We start from the raw sequence: 22,562 nt of genomic DNA on the forward strand, positions 1-22,562 counted from the left end.
ACGGATACAATCCTGCACTATCCTTGCGAAGGTCCCGCAGCAATCCATGACAACAACCCGTACGTATGCTTGCAATCTGCTGTACGTGACACTTCAAGTACCGCTTCATCCTCACTCTGCGACAGCAGGGAAATCTGGAATCCCCGATCATTACTCATGCCCACAATCACATAATGTTCTGAAGCAAATGATTCTTCAAAAACAACAGTTACCTCTGTGGATGCTTCACTCTCTGGCAGTACAAAAGCTTCCATCCCGAATTGTTGTACAACCGGTTGTTTGCTTACGCTGCGAACGGGTTGGAAGGCCAGATGTTTGGCCTGAACTGCCCCCGATTGCAACTGGCTGCTGCCCACGGCATCATCACACAGATGCTCCTGTGTAATCGATTGTTCACTTAACATAAACTCCGTAGTTCCAGCGATCTCCTGTGACCGTTCAAGCTGTGGTTGCTGAGCCTGATCTGCCTGCTCCGTCGTGAACAAAGCTGCCGATGGTTCGCCAAGCTGATCTGTTTGGGATATCAGCTCTTGTTGTTGCTCCAGACCAGCAATTGGTAATGCCTCGACAATGACCTGCTGTGATTGCTGTACACCTTTATTTTCTGGTTGAAGCAATCCCTCTTGTCTTTTGATAGCTGCCAGTTGCTCCAGCGTTTCTCCACTGAACTGACGAATCGCATTCCATATCTCTTCGCTCAAATGCGCTGGACCTACAATCCCCGCATTCAAGTGATTAGAGGTAATACTCTGCTCACTCAGTTTGCTGCCGTTCACGCTGCCATCGGCCAATTTGGCACTTGTGACGGACCCATTTTGCAGATGAACCCCGCTTACTGATTCCTCTTCCAGATGAGTTGTACGAATACTGCGTTCTTGAATATGATCAGCAAGAATGGTTCCATCCTGAATATGACGAGATTGCACACTTTTGTCTGCTATGTGAATAGCCGATACCGCACCTTCAAGCAATTTATTACCGTTCACACTGCCGTCAGCCATTTTGGCACTTGTTATGGAACCATTGTGCAGGTGAATCGCACTTACCGATTCCGCTTTGAGGTGGGAGATCCCAATGCTTCGCTCTTGAATATGGTCAGCATGTATGGCTCTCTCCTGGATATGACGGGATTGCACACTTCCATTGGCAATATGAACATCCGACACCGCATCTTCAAGCAGTTTGCTGCTGCTCACACTGCCATCCGCCAGTTTGGCACCCGTTACGGATTCATTTTGCAGATGAACCGCACTTATTGCTTCCTCCTCCAGATGGGACGTACCAATGCTATGCTCCTGAATATGATCAGCAAGGATCGCTCCTGTCTGGATATGGTGAGTTTGCACACTTTCCGATGCGATATGGCTCCCCAATACAGCATCTTCGAGCAATTTGCTGCCGCTAATGCTACCATCAGCCAATTTGGCACTTGTGACGGACCCATTTTGCAGATGAACCGCACTTACTGATTCCTCTTCCAGATGGGCAGTGCCGATGCTTCGTTCCTGAATATGACCAGCATGAATAGCTCCTGCCTGAATATGCCCGGATTGCACACTTTCCGATGCGATATGAATCCCGGATACCATGCCTTCGAGTAACTTGCTGCCAGTTATACTGCCATCCGCCAGTTTGGCACTCGTTACAGATCCATTTTGCAAATGAATGGCACTTACCGACTCCTCTTCCAAATGTGCTGTGCCGATGCTCCGCTCTTGAATATGATCAGCAAGGATTGTTCCCTCTTGAATATGACGGGATTGCACACTATCGTCTGCAATGTGGATATCTGATACTGCTCCTTCAAGCAACTTGCTGCCGGTTACACTGCCGTCGGCCAACTTGGTACTTGTTACAGATCCATTTTGCAGATGAATGGCACTTACTGCTTCCTGTTCCAAGTGAAGCATGCCGATGCTGTGCTCCTGAATGTGATCAGCAAGGATTACTCCTGCCTGGATATGGCGGGATTGCACACTTTCCGATGCGATATGGATTCCTGACACCGCATCTTCAATCAACTTACTGCCGGTTACACTGCCGTCGGCCAGTTTGGCACTGATGACAGACCCATTTTGCAGGTGAATCGCACTTACTGCTTCCTCCTCCAGATGGGTTGTGCCGATGCTCCGCTCCTGAATATGGTCAGCATGAATGGCCCCTGCCTGAATATGCCCGGTTTGCACACTTTCGGACGCAATATGAACCCCCGATACGGCTCCTTCAAGCAATTTGTTGCCGTTTATACTGCCATCCGCCAGTTTGGCACTTGTTACAGATCTATTTTGCAAATGAACCGAACTTACAGACTCCTCATCCAGATGAACTGAGCCAATACTGCACTCTTGAATATGATCAGCAAGGATTGCGCCTTCTTGGATATGACGGGTTTGCACACTTTCATTGGCAATGTGAGTAGCCGATACGGTTCCTGCAGCTAATTTGCTGCCATCCACACTACCCGTTGCTAATTTGGAGCGTGTTACAGATTCATCCTGCAAAATAATCGTACTTACCGCTTCTTCTTCCAGATGAGATGTTCCGATGCTGCGTTCATGGATATGATGAGGAAGAATCTCACCATCTTGAATATGACGGGAATGTACAGCTCCTTGCTGCAGATGAACAGCACTTGTCGACTCTGCCTGAAGATGCAAACCACTGATCAAACCTGGCTGAAGGTGAGCTGCTGTAATGGATAAAGGTGCCAGATGGTCTGTTTCGACAGATCCGGGTGCCAAGTGATGCGATGTAACCACCTGTTCAGCAATATGCTCCTCATGAATAATGTCTGGCTTCAGATGCTGTGAGCTCACTACTTGAGTCCCCAAATGATCAGACTTCACGCTGCCTTCAGCCAGATGAACGGATTGTACAACGGATGGCTGCAAGTGCTCGCTACCTACAGCAGCCTGTTGCAGTTCTGTCCCGGATACCGAGTCTGCTGTCAAATGGTCCGCACTTATGCAGCCATGCCGAAGTTTGTTGCCGGTAATACTGCCATCAGCAAATAATTCCGGTGAGCGTATTTCTTCCGATAAATGTTCCAGGGATACGGAATGCTGCTTCAGGTGATATCCACGTATGGTTCCTGCTGGAATATGTTTGGCATTTATGCTTTCAGCCATGATCTTGGAAGAAGTCACGCTGCCGTCGGCCAGTTTGGCTGACGTGACAGCAAAATCCGCCAGTTTATCCGTGGCAACACTCTCTGGTGAGAGCTTGGGGGAGGTAACCGCATGATCCGTCAGATGAGGCGGAAAAACGGACCCGCCCGCCAGTTGGGTTGAAGTTACACTACCAGGAGCCAATTTGTCTGTTGTGACCGCCGCCCGTGCAATAGCATCTGTTTCAACACTGCCCGGCTGAAGATGAGGTACACCTACGGCATGTTCTGTCAGATGCTCCGATTTCACGGCAAAAGGTCTCAGGGCCTCGGACCCCACGCTGCCTGGAGCCAGATGCGTACCCGTAACACCACCACCCGCAAGATGCGAGGATGCGACACTTCCCGGAGCGAGTGCTCTGCTACTAATCGATGCCGTTCCAAGTTTTTCTTCTGTCACACTTCCGTCTGCGAGCTTGACGTCTGTCACTGCAGCATCCTGTAACTCAAACGTACCCACCGCCGCCTCAGCCAGATGCCGCTCGGATACTACGCCATCCGCAAGCGCTTCTCCGGATACACTACCGGTTGACAGATGTGTTGCATCGATGCTTCCACTTGCAATGTGAATGGAGTGAATTGCAGCATTGTCTACATGTACCGGCGTAATTCCCCGATTGACAATATGTTCCGCACGAATGGATCCTTTGGCAAGATGTTTCCCCTGCACAGCTTCATCTGCAATTTTGGAAGAAATGACGCTCTGATCAGAAATCTTGGAGGCCGTAATGGACTGTTCCAGCAATTTTGCTGTTCCCACAGACTGGTCTGCCAGTTTGCTGCTGGTTACTGCACCTTCCATCAAATGTTCACTGCCCACTTCTCCATTGCCGATCTGCTCCTTGCCAACTGCATGAGCGCGAATCTGGCTTGATCCGATTGAACCGTCCAGTAGATGTCTTCCAGTTAGCGAACCCTCGGCTAAATGTCTTGTTTGTATGGATCCATCCTCAATTTGGTCACTTCCAATACTGCCATTAGATAGTTGTGAACGACCGACGGCCCCTTCTGCCAGATGTGTCTGTTTAACAGCACCTGCCTGAATATGGTGAGACTCGATGGATTGTTCTTCGATTTTGCTGCCTGAGACAGCACCTTCACGAATTTTGGATGTAGTCACCGCATCGTCGGCCAATTTGGACGTGTGCACAGCCCCTCCCGTGAGATGCCGTGTATCCACGCCGCTAATCGCAATTTTGTCTCCGGTCACGGCATGATTCTGAATTAAATCTTCCGTGACCAGCATGCGGCTGAGATGCCTTGTGCCGATGGAACCGTCGGCAATTTTGGATGAATCGATTACCTGGTTGCCCAGCTTCTGCGAGGTAATGCTGCCATCTCTGATTTTCTCACCAGCAATAGAAGCGTTGCGTAATTTATGACCGGACACGGAGCCGTCAATGAGATGCTCATCGGATACAGACGCTTCTGCCAGTTTGGCAGAAACAATTGCCCCATCTGCAATGTGAATGCTGGTCACTGCATAATCCTGCAATGCTTCACTACCAACCGCATCCGGTTTCAGCTTGGAGGCATCCACAGAGAAAGGAGCCAACTTGCTCTCCGTAACAGCAAATTCACTCAAATCGTCCGTGTAGATGTATTGTCCGGTATGACCCGGCATCTGGTTTTGGTTCAGGATCTGCAGCCGGTCCTTGCTTGTTATCTCCTGTTTGTTGATATCCTGCTCTTCTTCCAGAGCAAGCGGAGCCAGGCTGCTAACCTGAATCTGCTTTTCCGAGCTATCTTGTGTCTCGACTTCCTTGCGATCAGACTCTACGGGTTCCGGCTTGATTTTGGCTTCGATCCCTAGCTCTTCCAGCTCGTTTGTTGAAGCAGGTAGCTCCGTTGATTCGAATAGGAGTTCTTCCGACTCCTGAACAGCTCTCGAATCCCTTTTATTCATATTCAAGCGTTCTTCCCTATTCACAGTGAAACCTGAGTTCATCTTGTCTGCCCGGCGATCAGTCAGTTCCAATTCCTTAAATTTCGGGCTCACATGCCGCAGTTTCGGCGTTGGAACCTTCTTTTTGCCATTTTTACTCATGCAGCTTGCTCCTTCCTCTAACGTTCATCTCCGGCATCATATGCTCCCATATGGGCATCTGCCACTTCATTTATGACTTTTGCGGATCCCAGAGCACGAATGATACAGGCGTCAAAACAGGAAGGTTCGATGATCTTCGTGGAAATAGGCGTGTCAGGACAGCAGAGGAAAGGCGGCTGTCCACGCCCCCGTCCCAGTCATGTCATAGGATATTATGTCTAGGTCATGTCTGAAAACGCGCTGAGCAAGCACCAGTGCATGGCTATGCATATATACACCGGTCTGCGTTATCGCGATGTCTGAGCCATGCGGTGACAGGCCGGCATTCCATGAATGGACGATCCATGGTCGCGATAACATCGAAGGAGGAACGGTCATGCTCCAAGAAACGATCGGCATTATGTTCGATTCACGCATGTACCGGGGGATACCGGCCGGAAGGACCGGTCAGGAATCACTCGCGAATTATGAACAGGCAGCGGCCAGTTATGGATTAACCCCCTGCTTTTTGAGGCTGGAAGATATCGACTCGGATCAAAAAACATGTCTTGCCTATGTAAAAAAAGAAGGCAGATATGTTCGCGAGCGCATGCCACTGCCCTCCGTCATTCATAACCGATCACTCCAGCTTCGCCGGACGGAACAGCATCAGATTACCAAGCTGATGTTGCAGGGTATTCAGGTATTTAACGTTCGCAACCGGTACCGTAAAGATCACATTCATGACATGCTTCATCAGGACCTCGCCTTGCGAGAACACCTGCCCCATGCAGTTAAAGCTACGCCAGAATCTCTGGCCTATATGATGGAACAATATGATGACCTCGTCATCAAACCATGCAGCGGTAGCATCGGTCATGGTATTATGCGAGTCTTCGAGCGAGATGGACAGTGGAAATTAACCTGTGAGACGAAGGCTTCACGCAAAGGGTGGGCTACCTTCCGATTGAGCAAAGGACAGCTTCCTTCCGCCACCCTAAGGCGGATCTTTCGCCATGCCTACCTCATTGAAGAGCGTATCCCACTGGTACGTTATGAGGGCAGGCCGGTCGATTTGCGGGTATCTGTACAACGTGGCAGCGATGGTCTTTGGGGAATAACAGGCATGTTTGCCAAAGCGGCTCCTGCCCATACGTTTGTCAGCAATATCGCACAGGGCGGTAAAGTCATGAAGCTCGCAGAGGCCCTTGGATTAGGAGAACCTGGCTTCGACCTGGCTCGACTGGAATACAGAATCGGACTTGTTGCACTTCGAATTGCCCAGAACCTGGCGGCCAGTCTGCCACATCTGGCTGATCTGGGCCTTGATCTCGGAATAACGCGCAGCGGCCAGATCTATTTTATTGAATGCAATGGACGGGATCAGCGTTACGGTTTTCGCAGGGCGGGAATGTCGGAACACTGGAAGGCCACGTATAGCAAACCAATGGCTTATGGGCGTCTGCTGCTGGAACAGAATTCGAGGATTCCGAGACAACCGCAGACATACGATAGGAGACTATATTGATTTCGTGTGCATTCTGTGTCAATATTATGCAGAACGGCCGGTCTTGCCGGCCTTGAAGTTCGCATTAACCCTAAGGGGGATATTCATGGCAAAAACGCTGTTGCGATTAATGACCGAGCTTTCTTCGCGCAAATGGATCTCCCGGACTGTGGGAGCCTTCTCCAAAAGCCGGGGAAGTAAGGCATTTATCCCTTATTTTGTCCGGACCTACGACATCCCTGTTCAGGAGGCCGAGAAAGACTGGAAGGAATACCGTTCACTGAACGATTTCTTTACCCGCAAATTAAAGCCGGGCATGCGCCCGTTGGAACTTTCAGAGCATGCACTGATCAGCCCGGTAGATGCCAAGATTACGGCAGCCGGTCCAATATCTGCAGGGACACTCCTGAATGTTAAGGGACAAAATTATACACTTGCTGAATTATTAAACCATTCTCCCCATCTGGAGAAGTACAAGCACGGGTACGGGTTCGTCCTCTATCTCAGCCCTCGCGACTATCACCGCATTCATGCACCAGTCAGCGGCCGCAAAATAGAGAGCGAACACATCAAGGGCAAAGTTTATCCCGTGAATGACTTTGGCCTGACCCATATGAGATCCGTGCTTAGTCGAAACGAACGGCTCATTACGTATATCGCACATGATTACGGTGAAGTGGCGGTTGTCAAAGTAGGTGCGATGAACGTGAGTAGCATACAGTATGCTGATACGGACACAAGTACCTGGGCACAAGGCGATGATCTGGCCTATTTTGAATTCGGTTCCACCGTTGTTCTGCTGACGCAGAGTGGCACATTCGAACCAAACCCGGGCTTACAGCCAGGCGATTCGGTCAAAATGGGCGCATTGCTTGGTCGTTTGAAACCGAAGAACTAATGAGTCCATACGCAAATAAAGAGGATGGCGCAGCACCTGTAACCAGGTATTGCGCCATCCTCTTTATGCATTCATATTCATCCATGTATACATGCAATACGAAGCTTCGCTCCGTCGTTATTGGTCTGCTGAGTTCTCCTCAAAACCACACATCTTGCAAGTCCTCTGCCGGTTTGAAGCGACGCAGACGGTTCCGGAAAATATTGCATCCCTTCGTAGAGCATCCCCGGTTGCGGACCCGACGTTTTCCGTTCATCACAAGTTCCCCCTTTTGGTCATCTGGAATGCTAGATCATTACCCTTGCGTTCCAGACTTGAAACGGTTTCCTGTTATTCTCATCAGAATTTCAACGAATCTCAGACGGGCTTTTGCCGGTATACTGCTTGAACTGACGACTGAAGAAGAAAATATCCCGGTAGCCCAGAGCATCCGCCACTTCGGTCACATTCATGCCGGTATGCACCAGCAGATGTTCCGCCCGTTCAATACGCATGCGGATAATATAAGATTGCACCGATGATCCCACCAGTTCCTTGAACTTGATCGAGAAGTATCGGGGCGATAAGCCAGCCCGCGCAGCCAGATCTTCCACCCGATGCGTAATCCCCGGATGCTGACGCACATAATTGGCGACCTCCTGGATCACATCGGACAACTGGTTGCTCACCTTTTTCTCCACAGGTTCTTCCGTATCGGCGCGCAGCAAATGAATCATCAATTGTTTCAGAATCAATCGGCTCTCTTCATCACGTCCGTACACATCCGATAAGAACAGTCTTACATAACGTGCCAGCAGGTGCTCAAACTCCACCGTTTCCTGTACCTCGCGATAGGACTGGGGAACATCAGCAACAGGCACGTCCACATCAAAATGAATATACGTAAGTACCAGCGGTTTTTGCTTATTATGTGTTGCAGTAGGATGATCTCCTGGCCTGAACAGAAAACAACTCCCCTTGCCAACTTCATACGACTGGTCATTCAGTACAAGCGTTCCTTCACCACTCCATACATAAAATAAATCATAGTTTTGCATCGGTTTTTCGCGCTTCTGCCACTTCCAGCCCGGTTCACAGACAATTTTGGCGACAGCGGGCAAAATAACAAATGATGACGGCGATGCCTGCAGCATGTCGCCACTCCCCCTTGATAGTTAATCTCTCTGCATATGGCATCATTCTGATCTGAATCTCACTTCTTCAATCCAGGCCATATGTATTTCAGTATCTATAGAAATTGAACTAAAGAACATTTACACTTGCCACTTCGATGACAGAACAACCTTCCGATCGCTGTTATCCCCAGATTTTTTGATTCACTTTTACAAAGGTGAAAATCTGACGATAAAGGCGAACGCTCCGCTTCTTCAGGTTATTTCTGCCCTCTACGTTTTCGTGTAAATAATTAGTTCAACTTGTATAGCATGATTAAATACAACTTGCTCATATATGATCTCTGCTCCTACAGGAGCGAAATGTCTTATCCCATTATACAGCGGAATTCACCGAAACGAAAATGTGCACTTCTCCCAGGCTAGCCGCATTCGCCGGATTCCCTCTGTCATCTCTTCTTTCTCCAGATGTGCAAAAGCAAAACAGGCCGCCGGATGACCTGAAGTCAGCCGATATCGCTCTGCATCACGAAACAGTATGCCATCCTCCTCAGCAAGCTTTTTAAACCGCTGATAACTGTCCACATCACCATTCCAGGTAGCGTAGATATGCAGTCCTGCATCACCAAGCTGCATCTTGAATGCCTCCGGCAACTGTAGCTGCATCTCTCGGACAAAAAAATCATGCCGTTCCCCGTATAATCGGGTTAACCGCCGTAAGTGCCTCAGGTAACCCCCTCTGGTCATAAATTTTGCCAGTGCACGCTGCTCTAACAGCGCCGGAGGTACCGGTTCATACAACGCCTTGGCGGCAAGGAGAGGTTCTACCAGACCAGGTGGCAGTACGGCATAGCCAAGTCGGAACGAAGCAACCATCGTTTGTGAGAATGAACCGACATAGATGACGCGCTGTTCACGATCAAGCACTTTGAGGGGTTCAATCGGCCTTCCACCCCATCGGAATTCACTGTCATAATCATCTTCAATGATGACTGCATTCCGCTTTGAGGCCCACGCAAGCAAGGCACGTCTTCTATCCAATCCCAATACGGCCCCTGTTGGAAACTGCCGGGTAGGGGTGACAAATAACGTCTGTGCCTCCCAAGGCAGAGGAATAATGCCTGCGGCATCCACCTCTGCCGGGATGATATGCCCACCACAGGACTTGACGGCATGGGCGATGCCCGGATAACCCGGATTCTCCAATACAACTGCTGTATTCTCCGTAATCAGCAATTGAGATAACAAGGTGATGCCTTGCATTGAACCACTGAACAATACAATCTGAGATGGTTCAGCCTGGATACCACGTGTCCATCTGAGATGGGAGGCGATGGCCTCACGCAGTTCCGGATCACCGGCTGCACCGCTCGATTCTCGCCAACCACTACGATGAACCGCTGCGAGTGCACTCTTCCACTCCCCTAACGGGAAATGTTCTGCAGGCATGCGCTGCATTTGAAAATTAATGACGGATGGCTTCGGTGAAAACATCTGAGTCCGCAGGACTTCATGTTGCGTATTCAACATCTGTACTCGTTCGCCCCAGGCAGACAGCTTGAGAACGGCTTCCTGTTTCTCATTTTCCTGATTGGATAATGTTTCGGTGACAAATGTACCTCTTCCCCGATGTGCATGGACATAACCATCCGCAAGCAGCATGTCGTATACCTGAGCTACCGAACCACGTGACATCTCATATTGCTTTGCCAACTCACGGGTGGAAGGAAGCCGCGTGCCTCCCACCAATGTGCCTGCATGAATGGCATCACGTAACGCATGGTACAGTGCCTCATACTTGTATCGATGCTGAAGTTCATAGGTATCCATCGGCAGCCACAATTCCATCATGCACCTCTCCTCATTTGTCTTCATTATGTGATCCCCGACTAATTGGCCTACTAAAGTGAATGTAAATTGGATCTATTTCATTGTCAATGTATGAATTATTGTTATCCATAAGATATGGCGTTCTATTATACATTTCAATAATGGGGGAATACACATGAGACGGAAAGAATTCACAGTAGATGAAGAACAGGAAATTACCGCATTTCTGGATCAGTGCTCCTTCGGGTTTCTGGGGACGGTCAGTCCGGACGGACAACCACGGGTTACACCGCTGAATTTCGTATATATGGACGGTTGCTTTTATTTTCACGGCAGTTTGGCTGGTGAGAAGATGAAACAGATCAAGCAGGATTCGTCGGTCAGTTTCACGGTAGCTGAAGAGTTCTCCCTGATTCCATCTTATTTCAGTGATCCTGAGCTGGCTTGTCCGGCGACTTCTTTCTTCAAAAGTGTTATGGCCTTTGGTCAGGCTGAACCGGTTAAAGATCTGGACATCAAAGGTAAGGTACTGCAACGATTCATGGAGAAACTCCAGCCGCAAGGCGGATATGTACCCATTGACGCTACTGACTCGCGTTACACAGGAAACCTCAAAGCTGTAGCCGTAGTGCGAATTAGTCCTGAACGGATCAGCGCCAAGTTTAAATTTGGACAAAACCTCTCGAGTGAACGATTCGATCATATCAGTGGTGAACTGGAACAGCGCAATGAAGGAAGAGATGCCGAAACTGCTGAAATGATGCGGAAATACTGTCCATTTCATCAGCAATAAGTTTCATTTCTTGAGGATTACTCCAAGGTCGAATACAACGATAACCCACCCCAAAACCCTCTGCAACAACGCGGTAAAGTGATATAACTGTCATATTGCGTAATTTCCGTGACGGGGGCATGTCAAGGTGATATAATGTTAGGCAGTTGAATCACAAAGACTTGGAAGGATGAAAAGAATGAATCCACTGGCTGAACAGTTGAACGAAAGTATTCAGACAGGCAGCAGTCACGTCTACTCCATGCTGTCACAGCTTGGCAAAGAAATTTATTTTCCTAAAGAGGGGATTTTGAGTCAATCTGCTGAAGCAGCAAGCTTGGCCAAGACCCATAATGCCACGATTGGTATCGCCCTGGAGGGTGGTGTGCCGATGCATCTTCAGGTTATTCAGGAGAAGCTGTCTGCATTCCAACCAAAGGATCTGTATCCTTACGCTCCACCTGCAGGCAAACCTGAATTGCGGACCGTTTGGAGAGACAAGATGCTGAAGGAAACGCCTTCTCTAGAAGGCAAAACGTTTGGCAATCCGATTGTAACCAATGCATTAACCCATGGACTTAGTATCGTAGCCGACCTGTTCGCCGATGAAGGGGACGCTGTCATATATCCAGATAAAAACTGGGAAAATTACGAGCTGACCTTCGGAATTCGTCGTCATGGCCAGTTGGTTCATTATCCCCTGTTCGATGATCAGTTGAACTTCAACAGTGATGGTCTGCTTCAGGCTTTGCTTGATCAAAAGGACAAAGGTAAAGCCATCGTTCTGCTCAACTTCCCGAATAACCCTACAGGTTATACGCCTGGAGCCGAAGAAGCAGATGCCATTGTTAACACGATTCTTCAGGCAGCTGAAGCCGGTGTTAACGTGGTTGCTGTAACAGATGATGCCTACTTTGGACTGTTCTTCGAAGATTCCATTCATGAATCCCTGTTTGGCAAACTTGCCAACATTCATCCACGTGTGTTGACCGTAAAAGTGGATGGTGCAACCAAGGAAGAATTCGTATGGGGCTTCCGCGTTGGATTCATTACGTATGCTCATGAAGATGCAGCCGTTCTGCATGCATTGGAACAAAAAACACTCGGTATTATCCGGGCAACGATCTCCAGTGGCCCGCATCCTTCCCAGACTTTTGTACTGGATGCGCTCAAAGCACCGGAGTTTGAAGCACAGAAACAGGAGAAGTTCGAGATTATGAAAGGCCGCGCCAACAAGGTAAAAGCCATTCTCGATAGCGGCAAGTATGGAGATGCATGGGACTATTATCCGTTCAACTCCGGTTACTTCATGTGCCTGAAGCTGAAAGAAGTTGGCGCTGAAGAACTTCGAAGCCATTTGCTGCACCAATATGGTGTGGGTACAATCGCGCTGGGTGAATCGGATCTGCGAATCGCCTTCTCCTGTATTGAAGAATCCGGATTGGAAGATCTGTATGAAACCATCTATCGTGGAGTTCAGGATCTGCGGACGACTTAGTTAACACAGACCTGTACCCTGAATGATATAAGAACCCTTTGTATAACGGCGACGCTTCATGTCACTAAACATACGAAGGGTTCTTTTGTGTTTTATCTGCCCAAAAGCTTTAATTTCTGGCTTTACCGGGCATCGGCCCAATCAGCCTACCCCCACGGCACATAATATACGATGTACGCAAGGGCGTGCCAAACAACCACTTGAAAGGGGAATGACCATGTCTGGAGTTGAAGATACAAGAGGCGGTTATGGATGCGGCGGTTACGGAGGATTTACTAACACAGGTGCCATTCTCGTTCTGTTCATCTTGCTCGTAATTATCACTAAATCGTTCCTCTGTTAGTACCAATACACACTTGCGCAAGAACCAAGTGATCTGATTGCATGATTCCATTACAGCACAAAGAAGGGTATACCGGGATACAGCCCGGCATACCCTTCTTTTGTTATCTTTTGTACCTCTCACTGATGAACCCAATGTAATAATCCGAGTTGGTCAGGTGTCCGATCGTTTACTCGTCCTCTTCTTCCTTCAACCACTTGTTACCTTGCGAACGCCGCATGATCACAATCACCAGTATACCCAAAATAAGTGCTACTCCTGTGACAGTCAGTCCGCTTGCTCCGGCAGCCAGCATAGGCAACCACATGAGTAATGCAACCAGTGCATGTAGATGGAATATGAATCCCAACACCTGAGAACGACGACTCTCACCCGAGATTGGATAGATCATAATCCAGAACGATTCACTATGACTGCGACGCAGTGCACCAAGCTGTACACCTGCAAGCAACAGGAAGAACAGATACACCCCGACACCAAAGTAGCTGCCTGCTGTCCACCAGGATAGTAACACGCCCAGTACAACTAGGCGTAACACGATTGAGAACACTTCGGTTCGAACAAACGTTTTGGTGATCAAGTAACGGTAAGCTTTCCCTGCATTCCAGGGAAGACCACTCCCCAATTTGCTAAGCCAGCGACGCGAACTTACTTTCTGTCCGGATGAAGGTACATCCACAAACCAGCCAAGCGTCCGCATAACCCTGCCAGCCTGACCCTGCTCTACCTGAATCAGTCGTTCCCACGCTACACGATGTTTCACCGGTATACGCAGGGCGACGATGTAGACAACAGCCAGCAACAGCAGGAACCAGACGCTGCGCTGCGGTTGTTGCCATAACCAGGCGCCAACCGCCAGCACTGCCAGAGCCCATCGCAAGAGACGATATCCTCTTGCTGCCCCAACCTGAACCATTCTTAGCTCTTGCCATGCTCCATAACTGGACAACCCTTTCCACAGCAGCAGGAATACGATGAACCAGCCAAATGGCCGTGCATCCAGATCTGCTCTGACATAGAGCGGCCACAGTGTAACAAACACAAGCAGCAATCCCAGAGTTTTATAGATGATGCCCCGGGCAAAGCTGTTCTTCAAATATTCCTGCATCCGGTATTCCTGTGGTCGCAGGAACACGATATCTGCCGGAAGCAGATATGTACGATAACTGCTAAACAACACTAGTGGTGCCAGCAGCAGCAATGCAATCCAGCGAATCGGAAATTCCGCGGGAATGTTCTGGACAAATGATGTATACCAGGCGGAGAACGCAATGACGAGAAATAAAAAGACCATAGCTACACCGCTCTGGATCACATAACCCAGATAAGGAAGAATTCCGTTCCAGAATCCTGTGCGTCTTTGCTTCCATAGCAGCTTGAGATCCATGCTCAATCCCTGCCTTGTACGAGGGAATAGAACATGTGCTCCAGCGTGGCATCCGATTCCCCGAATTGGGAGCGCAGTTCATTCAGCGTCCCTTGAGCAATAACCTGCCCACGGTGCAGAACGATAAAACGGTCACAGTAATTTTCAATCGTGGACAGAATGTGTGAACTGAGTAGAATGGATGATCCCGAAGCTTTCATCTCAAGCATAAAATCAAGCAAGGAGCGGATTCCCAGCGGGTCCAACCCCAGGAAAGGCTCATCAATGATGTACAGTGGTGGTCCTGCCACAAAAGCACACATGATCATGACCTTTTGCCTCATCCCCTTAGACAGGTGAGTCGACAGACTTGTACTTTTCTCATTCATACGGAACAGTTCCAGCAGTTTCTCCGTACGTTGTTTGAAATCAGCCTCCGACACATTGTACGCTCTTGCCGTAAACTCCAGGTGCTCCATCACCGTCATCTCATCATACAGTTCGGGTGATTCCGGTACAAATGCCATAGCCGATTGGTAGATCTGCGCATCCTCGTCCCGTTTCTTGCCCATCACTCGCACTTCGCCCTGTTGAGGTGTCATCAAGCCGAGGATGTGTTTCATGGTTGTGCTTTTGCCAGCACCGTTTAAGCCGATTAGTCCGACCATCTCTCCACGTCCAACTTCCAGATCGATGCCGTGAAGGACTGGCCGTTTGGCACTATAACCTCCGCTTAACCCGCTAATTTGCAGAACAGGCGATTGAACGTTTTCCATCTATCCCTGCACCCCTTTCGTCAGATTCTATTCTTCGGAGCGTGGCGTTTTGTCTTTACTCCACTTGGGTGCTCCTTTGTTTTTACGATCCTGGTCGCGCTCCGTGCGGCCTGTATTACTCGTTGGTTTGTTACCTGCTGGACGCGAATTGGAGATTGTAGCTCTAGTTCCCCCATCACGATTGCCCTGCCCTGGTTTGCGATCTCTGGATTGTCCTGGTTTTCTGGAGAACGAATGTCCCTCAGGCCGCGTGTCCGGACGCGGGTCAGCCTCCAGTACTTTACCACCAAAGAGTACACGTTCTGACAGTTCAATTCCGAGTTCGCGTGCGAATTTACGCATAATAAAGATCTGTGTTTCATCCACAATGGACAAAACGATACCCGAACGTCCCATCCGGCCTGTACGACCTGCACGGTGAACATAGTGCTCCGAGTCAAAGGCAGGGTCATAGTTAATGACCATTGGCAAGCCTTCGATATCCAGTCCTCTGGCAGCGACTTCGCTGGCAATCAGCAACTGGAGTTTTCCATTACGGAAGGCAGACAATACGTTACTGCGGGTCACTTTGTCAGCATCCCCATACAGCGCAGCAGCGGACAAGCCCAGATGATTCATTTTTGCTTCAACTTCACCAATATCTTCGGTTGCATTCACAAATACGATTGCCCGATCCGGATTGTACTGTCTAACCAGACGACGCAGCATGTCAATTTTGTTCCGGTTTTCTTCTACAAAATAATAATGCTCAAGGCCCGCAGCCGTAGCTCGATCCGGTTCAATTCCGATCTGAACAGGCTCTTTCATCTCACGCTTGGCGAGTCCAGCCGTATGCTCATCAATGGTTGCTGACAGGAAGATCAACTGACGGTCCCGCAATGCGCTCTTGAGTACAAAGTTTACGTCACTTACGCCGCCAAGTTGGAACACTTGGTCCGCTTCATCGATAACAATGGTGGAAACATTGTGCATTTTCAGTTTTTTGAGTGTAATCAATTCCTTCAGTCGTCCCGGTGTACCCACAACCAATTGTGGATGCTCACGCAGCTTCTCGATCTGACGTTTAGCCGCTGCACCACCAATTAGACCCAATACACCGATCTTACGTTCTTCCGCATAACGCTGCGCTTCACGTACAATTTGCATCGCCAGCTCTTGCGTAGGTGCAATAATGAGTTTCTGCGTACCTTTGATATCCATTTTGATGGATTGTAACAGTGGCAGCAGATATGCCAGCGTTTTTCCTGTTCCCGTCTGGGATTTGGATACGACATCACGGCCTTCCAAAATAACCGGGATCGTCTGAGTCTGTACAGGTGAAGGTTCGTTAATGCCATGTTTCGCCAAAATGGCCTCCAGATCCTGTTCCACGCCAATTGAAGCAAATGTTTGATTCGTCATGTATGTCCATCCTTTTAATTTATTCATTTTGATGTTATATAAGTTCAACTAATGAGTAATTACACTGACACTACGAGGACAGAACAACCTTCCGATCACTGTTATCCCCAGATTTCTTTGATTCCTTTTTTCCAAAAGGAAAAATCCGGGGATAAAGGTGCACGCTTCACTTCTTCAGGTTATTTCTGTCCTCTCCGCTATTGTGTAAAAAGTTTAGTTGAACATATAAGTTGCTTGTATAAAACCGAAGCCTGTCATCACATTACCTTTCATTATATGCGAAAAAAGCCCGTGTACCAAATCTTATTCCAGAATTGTATATATACACGCCAAAAAAAAGAAAAGCCCCTCGGCGGAGCCTTTCTTTCATTCCGTATATGATGCCTCGTATCACATTTACTTCTGATTCATTACACCGTGCGACAATCGATCTGCAAGACGAGGAAATAGCTGGTACAGCCATATGCCAGCAGAAGCAAGTCTTGGCAGGTTCACTTCTTCCTTGCGTTTTTTCATCGCCCGAATCATATGACCCGCAACGTCTTCCGGTTTCAACATCATCCAGCGTACATTATTCACATAATTGCCAGAAGGGTCAGCCCGATGGAAAAATGGTGTATCAATCGGACCTGGATTAATCGTTGTCACCATGACGCCAGTCTTGCGAAGCTCTTGACGCAGCGCATTACTAAATCCGAGTACAGCATGTTTCGTAGCTGTATAGGAAGCGGATTTGGCGGTACCAATTTTGCCAGCCATGGAGGCCACGTTCACAATCTGACCTTTGCCACGTTCCAGCATTTGTGGAAGCACTGCTTTGGTGCAGCGGACAATGCCCATGTAATTAACGTTCATCATCTCATCGAATTCCTGTACAGACATCTCAGTCATCGCTGCGAATTTCCCGTAACCTGCGTTGTTCAGCAAAATGTCGATTCGTCCGTATTTATGCAATATCGCATCCACAGCTGCCTGAACCTGCTCACTATCCGTAACATCAAGTGTGAGTAATTCATGCTGCCCTTTCAGCGAGGCACCAATCTCTTCCAGCTTGTCCCGTGAACGGGCAGCCAGAATTGGGATGGCTCCTTCTTCTATCAGCATCTGCGCACACAGCGCACCGATACCACTCGATGCACCTGTGATAAACACTACCTTATCTTTCAGCATCCGTGATGTCCTCCCGTATTGAACACATATTGCCTTTTGAGGCGTATGGTTCTATTCTACGAGATCATGACCTGAATATCCATCTCACCAATGCCGTCCATCAGCAAAGGAATGCTCAGTGCTTTCGTTGCACTAAATGCAGTCAGGTGTTCGGACTTCATTACTTGTGGAGGTGTAATATCGACCACAACCCCCTGATTCGACAGGATGGTGCTGGCATTACCACTGATCATATTACCCAGTTCGGAAATCGCACTTTTGCTCATTTCATCCATTTCTGTAATGACAAAACCACCCATCATCGCAGATACAATTTTCAATGCAACTTGTTCATTGATTCCAAATACAATGTTTCCGCTAAGTTGTCCGGTCATTCCGATCACGATCCAGACATGGTCTGCAATGTACTCTACGTTTTTCACGCCAAGACTCCCGGTGGAAGGCGAAACCTGGATGAGCTGTTCGAATACGTTCCGTGCCGATTCCAGGAAAGGATTAATCACTTCCGCTTTCACTGTCTATGTCCCCCTCACACTGGGTTATTGGTCACACACCAAAAGTCCCATATTCATTAAATTTATTATACTTTATCACGTACAAGAATTCATTAAGAATTCGTTAAACCATGTGTACTATAATTTATCGTCATCCGTGGGGCAAATGTTTATAGCTGATTCTAGCGAATAAACAGAGCTTTTTACTTCTTTTGAAGAAAGATTTTCGTTCATTGTGCGTGGTAAAAGGCATTTAGGACTTTATTACTGTTTTCTCACAACTGTTAAAAAAATCAAATTCTTGTATTCGCGTTTTTTTCACAGTCTCTTGAACTACTTTTGATCCTGAGAATTACCTTCATTGCTCTGCTGTCCTGAATCACCTATAATTTAAGATAACGGAACAATAACCAGTTACGGGATTACATCGCACCAAACACTACATAATCAAGTTATTTTGCCTGCAAGGAGGTCACCTATGAACATAAGCCAACTGGAGACACTAATTACCATTTCCAAAACGATGAGCTTTCGCAAAGCGGGAGAACTTCTGAACCTGACCCAGCCTGCCGTCTCAGCCCAGATCAAAAGTCTGGAGGACGAATTCAGCACCGTTCTTGTAGATCGGAACCAACCCGTTACCCTGACAGACCGTGGACAGGTATTCCTGGAGCACGCTGAACGGATGCTCGACATCGTTGATGAGTTGAAACAAAAATTGTCCGATCTCGATGAAACGCCTCAGGGACGTATCGTATTAGGCACAACAACTTCCATTGCGATTCAGATCTTGCCAAGGGTGTTATCCTATTTCCAAGATCAATTCCCGCTGATCAAAACCAGTATCCAATCCCTTCCTTCATCACAGATCTATACCCAGGTCGAGAATGGTCTGGTTGATATTGGTATCGGTTATCTCACGGAGCGTAATCCCAACCTGAATACATCTGTGCTGTACTATGACACATTTGAACTCGTTGTATCGCCTTCCCATCCGCTGGCGAAGAAAAAACATGCTGCAGTGGATGTGCTCCGCAGTACACCATTGATTCTGCTGTCCCCTGACACAGTAGGCCGACGGTTTACGGAAACCATCTTCAAGAAACATAACATTGAACCTAATATTGTAATGGAGTTGTCTAGCAGCGAAGAAGTGAAACGGATGGTCGAGATTGATCTCGGAGCAGCTGTCATCTCCAAACAATCTGTTGCGCATGAGTTGCGTCAAGGTACATTGCGAATGATACCCTTAAGTGAGTTGGAGGTCAGTCATCCTGTTGGTGTCATCTATAAGTCCAGTCGGTACCTTAATTCAGCGATGCAGCAATTCATAAGTGACCTCAAAGGTATGCCGGAAACTCAATTCATCAGTTCAGAATGACTATGAGCCATGAGAAAGGAAGGATTCCATATGAAATTTGATCTTCATACACATCATTTTCGTTGTGGTCACGCAGACGGCAACATCCGCGATTATATAGAGGCAGGTATTAAGGCAGGACTTCAGGCCATCGGTATCTCGGATCATACGCCATACTTTGGCAGTGAGCTTGAGCAGGCATTTCCCCGGATCGCAATGGGCAAGTCGGAATTGCAGCATTATGTGGAAGAAGTCCTTGCTTTGAAAGAAGAGTACGCTGGTAAAATCGATGTACTGCTCGGCATTGAATCCGACTACTTCCCTGCTTATGCAGAATTGTACCGTACCACACTGGGACAGTATCCTTTTGACTATATTATCGGTTCAGTTCATCATACCGAGGATGTGAGTATCTTCAACAAAACCCGGTGGAAAGGACTGAGCGATGCTCGCAAAGTTGAAGTGAAAGAGAGTTATTATTCATTGATCCGGCAATCGGCTCAGAGTGGTATGTTCCAGATTCTTGGACACATTGATGCAATGAAAGGAAATTATCCACCTTTCTCCGAAATTATCGCTGATCAGGCTATTGATGAAACGTTGCAGGTCATTGCAGAATCCAACGTAGCGATCGAGATTAACACATCTGGCAAAACCAAACTCAGCGGAGGCTGGTACCCTTCAGATGCCATTTTGGAACGCGCCCATCATTATGGAGTGAAGGTGACATTTGGATCGGACGCTCATAAACCACAGCGCGTTGCAGACGAGCTGGATGACGTTCGTACACGTCTCAAGGAGATCGGATTCACCGACTGGGTATACTTCAAGCAGAAACAGATGCAGGTTGTATCACTGTAAAATATAGGACCACATAGAAACCCCCACAGCGTTAACAAGCGCAGTGGGGGTTTTGGGTTTAATTCTAAATAAAAAATATTATATAAAGTTAAACTACATATTTACACGATAACGGAGAGGACAGAAATAACCAGAAGAAACGAAGTGTTCGCGTTTATCCCCGGATTTACCCTTTTCAAAAGGGAATCAAAGAATCTGGGGATAACAGCGATCGAAGGGTTATTCTGTCATCGGAGTGGCCAGTGTAAATACTTCACAGTTAACTTATATGGGCAAAAAAAATGAACCCGCTCGCGCGGGTCCCAACAGCATTATCTATTATCAAAAAGGGGGTCATGAGATAAGTTTACCCCCTGTCTGTTAGAGTTCAATTGCAGCTATATTTCAATTGTGTAACAAATGATTGAAGTTCGATTCATTCACGTTTGACTACTCTTACTCTATGTCATTGCGGCTTGTCAGATACCAGGGTTTGCAGGTCTTTTTCCTGAAGAGGGCGGGCGTATTGTTCCCGGTACATACTGTACACTTTAACATCCATCAGGGATTCTGATCCTTCGTCATCCTCATCATGCAGTCCAAACGAGGGAAGAGACCGCTCATAAGACATCCCTATTTTGCTTAGCACCCGTTGTGAAGATACATTGGCCTCATAACAACGTGCTTCCACCCTCCCCAGATGAAGATCGTCAAATCCAAACTGCAGCAGCCGCTGTACCGCCTCGGTAGCCACACCCTTGCCCCAACAGGACCTGTTCAGGATATAACCAATCTGTGCGGTACCATTCTGATCATTCCAGTGCTGGAATGAGGTGATCCCAATCACCTGTTCCTTGCCTCTCCAGCAGATCCCATAATGTAACGAATCCAGCTTGGCACTACTGCTCCGTATCTGGTTCAATAACCGTCTCGCCCTGATTGGCGTGGGCTGGCTTCCCCTATTCACATATCTTATGACCTGAGGATCGGAAAAGAGTTCCGATAATGTGCTGTAATCACTTTGACGTAATGATCGCAGGACAAGACGCTCTGTCCACAAAACCGGCAGACCTTGAACCAGCATTTTTCGGGTAAGCATGACAATCGCTCCTTTTGCCTAAACGGGCTCTAGTCCGGTAAGACAAGCATGCTCTGAAGATGATCCGGCGTAATACCATTTGAACTGATCCACGAACTTTAGTATTCGCATTTTAGTATTAATATATTGCATCATTCAATTTCTCACGCTAAAAGGTCCAGATGCTGACTACTCCTGCAGCCCACGATAGATACCCGTACGAATCTCACGAATATAGAAATCCAATGCAGGAACATTCGCCGACTGCGCAACCTGTACTTCTCGCTCAATATCATAAGGCACCCGCACAAATTGAACATTGAATGGGGTGTTGTTATCGTTGCAGTCTTCACCCTCCAGAATACAGTAGGAAGCTTGGGGAAGATCGAGTGGATTACCAACACTGCCTGCATTAAACAGTAACTTGCCGTTCATATACTGCAAGTATGCGTTATGCACATCCCCATAACCTACAACATCTGCAACACCTTGCTCAGGCTCATCAGCCGGAGGATCAAACATTGCCAACCTCTTTTCCATCGCGTCCCACGGCTGTACACGATGGTATACACTTTGAGGTGAAGCATGAACCAGACGGATGGTGCGACCACTCAGTTGAAATTGATGACTGAAGGGTAGGCCCGCCAAGTAAGCCAATCGTTCCTCACCCAGCCGCTCTGCTTGCCACGTAAAGTTCTCGTTGTCTTGGTTAACCGCAACCAGTTCATCCCAATTGCCACGGATAACAAGTTCACACGTCGCTCTCACCTGATCCACAACCTGTACTGGTTCTGGCCCCTTGCCCACGAGGTCACCAAGACAAAAGATTCGCTCCACGCCACGACTTCGGATATCTCCTAACACTGCTTCCCAGGCAGTCATGTTGCCATGAATGTCGGATACAATCGCAATTCGTTCCATCTGG

17 protein-coding genes are annotated in these 22,562 nt (G+C 48.0%); 7 read left to right on the forward strand and 10 right to left on the reverse strand.

Going from position 1 to position 22,562, the window contains the following annotated elements; genetic code table 11:
- Positions 1-17: 17 nt before the first annotated feature.
- A complete protein-coding gene (locus MHB43_RS26515; protein WP_405130790.1) occupies positions 18-5,213 on the reverse strand; it encodes a WIAG-tail domain in 5,196 nt (1,731 codons plus the stop codon).
- Positions 5,214-5,589: 376 nt separating this feature from the next.
- Between MHB43_RS26515 and MHB43_RS26520 the strand changes: the two genes are divergently transcribed.
- Both MHB43_RS26520 and asd read left to right on the forward strand, forming a co-directional pair.
- A complete protein-coding gene (locus MHB43_RS26520; RefSeq protein ID WP_221820991.1) occupies positions 5,590-6,720 on the forward strand; it encodes a YheC/YheD family protein in 1,131 nt (376 codons plus the stop codon).
- An 85-nt stretch (positions 6,721-6,805) separates the two neighbouring features.
- The gene (gene asd, locus MHB43_RS26525; RefSeq protein WP_047841263.1) at positions 6,806-7,597 is read left to right on the forward strand and encodes an archaetidylserine decarboxylase; all 792 of its coding nucleotides are present in this window, start codon (positions 6,806-6,808) and stop codon (positions 7,595-7,597) included.
- A 347-nt stretch (positions 7,598-7,944) separates the two neighbouring features.
- Here asd and MHB43_RS26530 read toward each other — a convergent pair whose 3' ends face one another.
- Together MHB43_RS26530 and MHB43_RS26535 are read right to left on the reverse strand one after the other, a co-directional pair.
- Positions 7,945-8,730, reverse strand: coding sequence for an AraC family transcriptional regulator (locus tag MHB43_RS26530; protein WP_036605807.1), 786 nt, complete (start codon positions 8,728-8,730; stop codon positions 7,945-7,947).
- Between the two features lie 369 nt (positions 8,731-9,099).
- A complete protein-coding gene (locus MHB43_RS26535) occupies positions 9,100-10,560 on the reverse strand; it encodes a PLP-dependent aminotransferase family protein (RefSeq protein WP_313771448.1) in 1,461 nt (486 codons plus the stop codon).
- 154 nt (positions 10,561-10,714) lie between these two features.
- Here MHB43_RS26535 and MHB43_RS26540 point away from each other — a divergent pair, with 154 nt between their 5' ends.
- The 3 genes from MHB43_RS26540 to MHB43_RS26550 all read left to right on the forward strand — a co-directional run bounded on the left by MHB43_RS26540 (position 10,715) and on the right by MHB43_RS26550 (position 13,152).
- Positions 10,715-11,332, forward strand: coding sequence for a pyridoxamine 5'-phosphate oxidase family protein (locus tag MHB43_RS26540; RefSeq protein WP_221820993.1), 618 nt, complete (start codon positions 10,715-10,717; stop codon positions 11,330-11,332).
- Between the two features lie 178 nt (positions 11,333-11,510).
- On the forward strand, positions 11,511-12,809 hold the full coding sequence (locus MHB43_RS26545; RefSeq protein ID WP_221820994.1) for an aminotransferase class I/II-fold pyridoxal phosphate-dependent enzyme: 1,299 nt from the start codon (positions 11,511-11,513) through the stop codon (positions 12,807-12,809).
- 217 nt (positions 12,810-13,026) lie between these two features.
- Positions 13,027-13,152 carry a YjcZ family sporulation protein gene (locus MHB43_RS26550; RefSeq protein WP_206759599.1) on the forward strand — a complete coding sequence of 42 codons (126 nt, stop codon included), beginning with the start codon at positions 13,027-13,029 and terminating at the stop codon, positions 13,150-13,152.
- Positions 13,153-13,321: 169 nt separating this feature from the next.
- Here the strand turns inward: MHB43_RS26550 and MHB43_RS26555 are convergent, their stop codons facing one another.
- The 5 genes from MHB43_RS26555 to MHB43_RS26575 all read right to left on the reverse strand — a co-directional run bounded on the left by MHB43_RS26555 (position 13,322) and on the right by MHB43_RS26575 (position 18,380).
- Positions 13,322-14,539, reverse strand: coding sequence for an ABC transporter permease (locus tag MHB43_RS26555; protein WP_221820995.1), 1,218 nt, complete (start codon positions 14,537-14,539; stop codon positions 13,322-13,324).
- A 2-nt stretch (positions 14,540-14,541) separates the two neighbouring features.
- On the reverse strand, positions 14,542-15,294 hold the full coding sequence (locus MHB43_RS26560; RefSeq protein WP_036605802.1) for an ABC transporter ATP-binding protein: 753 nt from the start codon (positions 15,292-15,294) through the stop codon (positions 14,542-14,544).
- 27 nt (positions 15,295-15,321) lie between these two features.
- Positions 15,322-16,695, reverse strand: coding sequence for a DEAD/DEAH box helicase (locus MHB43_RS26565; protein WP_405130791.1), 1,374 nt, complete (start codon positions 16,693-16,695; stop codon positions 15,322-15,324).
- Between the two features lie 396 nt (positions 16,696-17,091).
- Complete coding sequence (locus MHB43_RS26570; protein ID WP_221820997.1) at positions 17,092-17,865, reverse strand: SDR family oxidoreductase; 774 nt, start codon at positions 17,863-17,865, stop codon at positions 17,092-17,094.
- 56 nt (positions 17,866-17,921) lie between these two features.
- On the reverse strand, positions 17,922-18,380 hold the full coding sequence (locus MHB43_RS26575; RefSeq protein ID WP_211082998.1) for a chemotaxis protein CheX: 459 nt from the start codon (positions 18,378-18,380) through the stop codon (positions 17,922-17,924).
- A gap of 457 nt (positions 18,381-18,837) precedes the next feature.
- Between MHB43_RS26575 and MHB43_RS26580 the strand changes: the two genes are divergently transcribed.
- A complete protein-coding gene (locus MHB43_RS26580; protein WP_036605798.1) occupies positions 18,838-19,740 on the forward strand; it encodes a LysR family transcriptional regulator in 903 nt (300 codons plus the stop codon).
- A gap of 30 nt (positions 19,741-19,770) precedes the next feature.
- The gene (locus tag MHB43_RS26585) at positions 19,771-20,580 is read left to right on the forward strand and encodes a histidinol-phosphatase (RefSeq protein ID WP_221820998.1); all 810 of its coding nucleotides are present in this window, start codon (positions 19,771-19,773) and stop codon (positions 20,578-20,580) included.
- 445 nt (positions 20,581-21,025) lie between these two features.
- Here MHB43_RS26585 and MHB43_RS26590 read toward each other — a convergent pair whose 3' ends face one another.
- Both MHB43_RS26590 and MHB43_RS26595 read right to left on the reverse strand, forming a co-directional pair.
- Positions 21,026-21,658, reverse strand: coding sequence for a GNAT family N-acetyltransferase (locus MHB43_RS26590; protein WP_221820999.1), 633 nt, complete (start codon positions 21,656-21,658; stop codon positions 21,026-21,028).
- Between the two features lie 168 nt (positions 21,659-21,826).
- On the reverse strand, positions 21,827-22,558 hold the full coding sequence (locus MHB43_RS26595; protein WP_221821000.1) for a metallophosphoesterase: 732 nt from the start codon (positions 22,556-22,558) through the stop codon (positions 21,827-21,829).
- Between the last annotated feature and the right edge of the window lie 4 nt (positions 22,559-22,562).

Source organism: Paenibacillus sp. FSL H8-0317 (assembly GCF_045040685.1).
In the GTDB taxonomy this organism is placed as follows: Bacteria; Bacillota; Bacilli; order Paenibacillales; family Paenibacillaceae; genus Paenibacillus.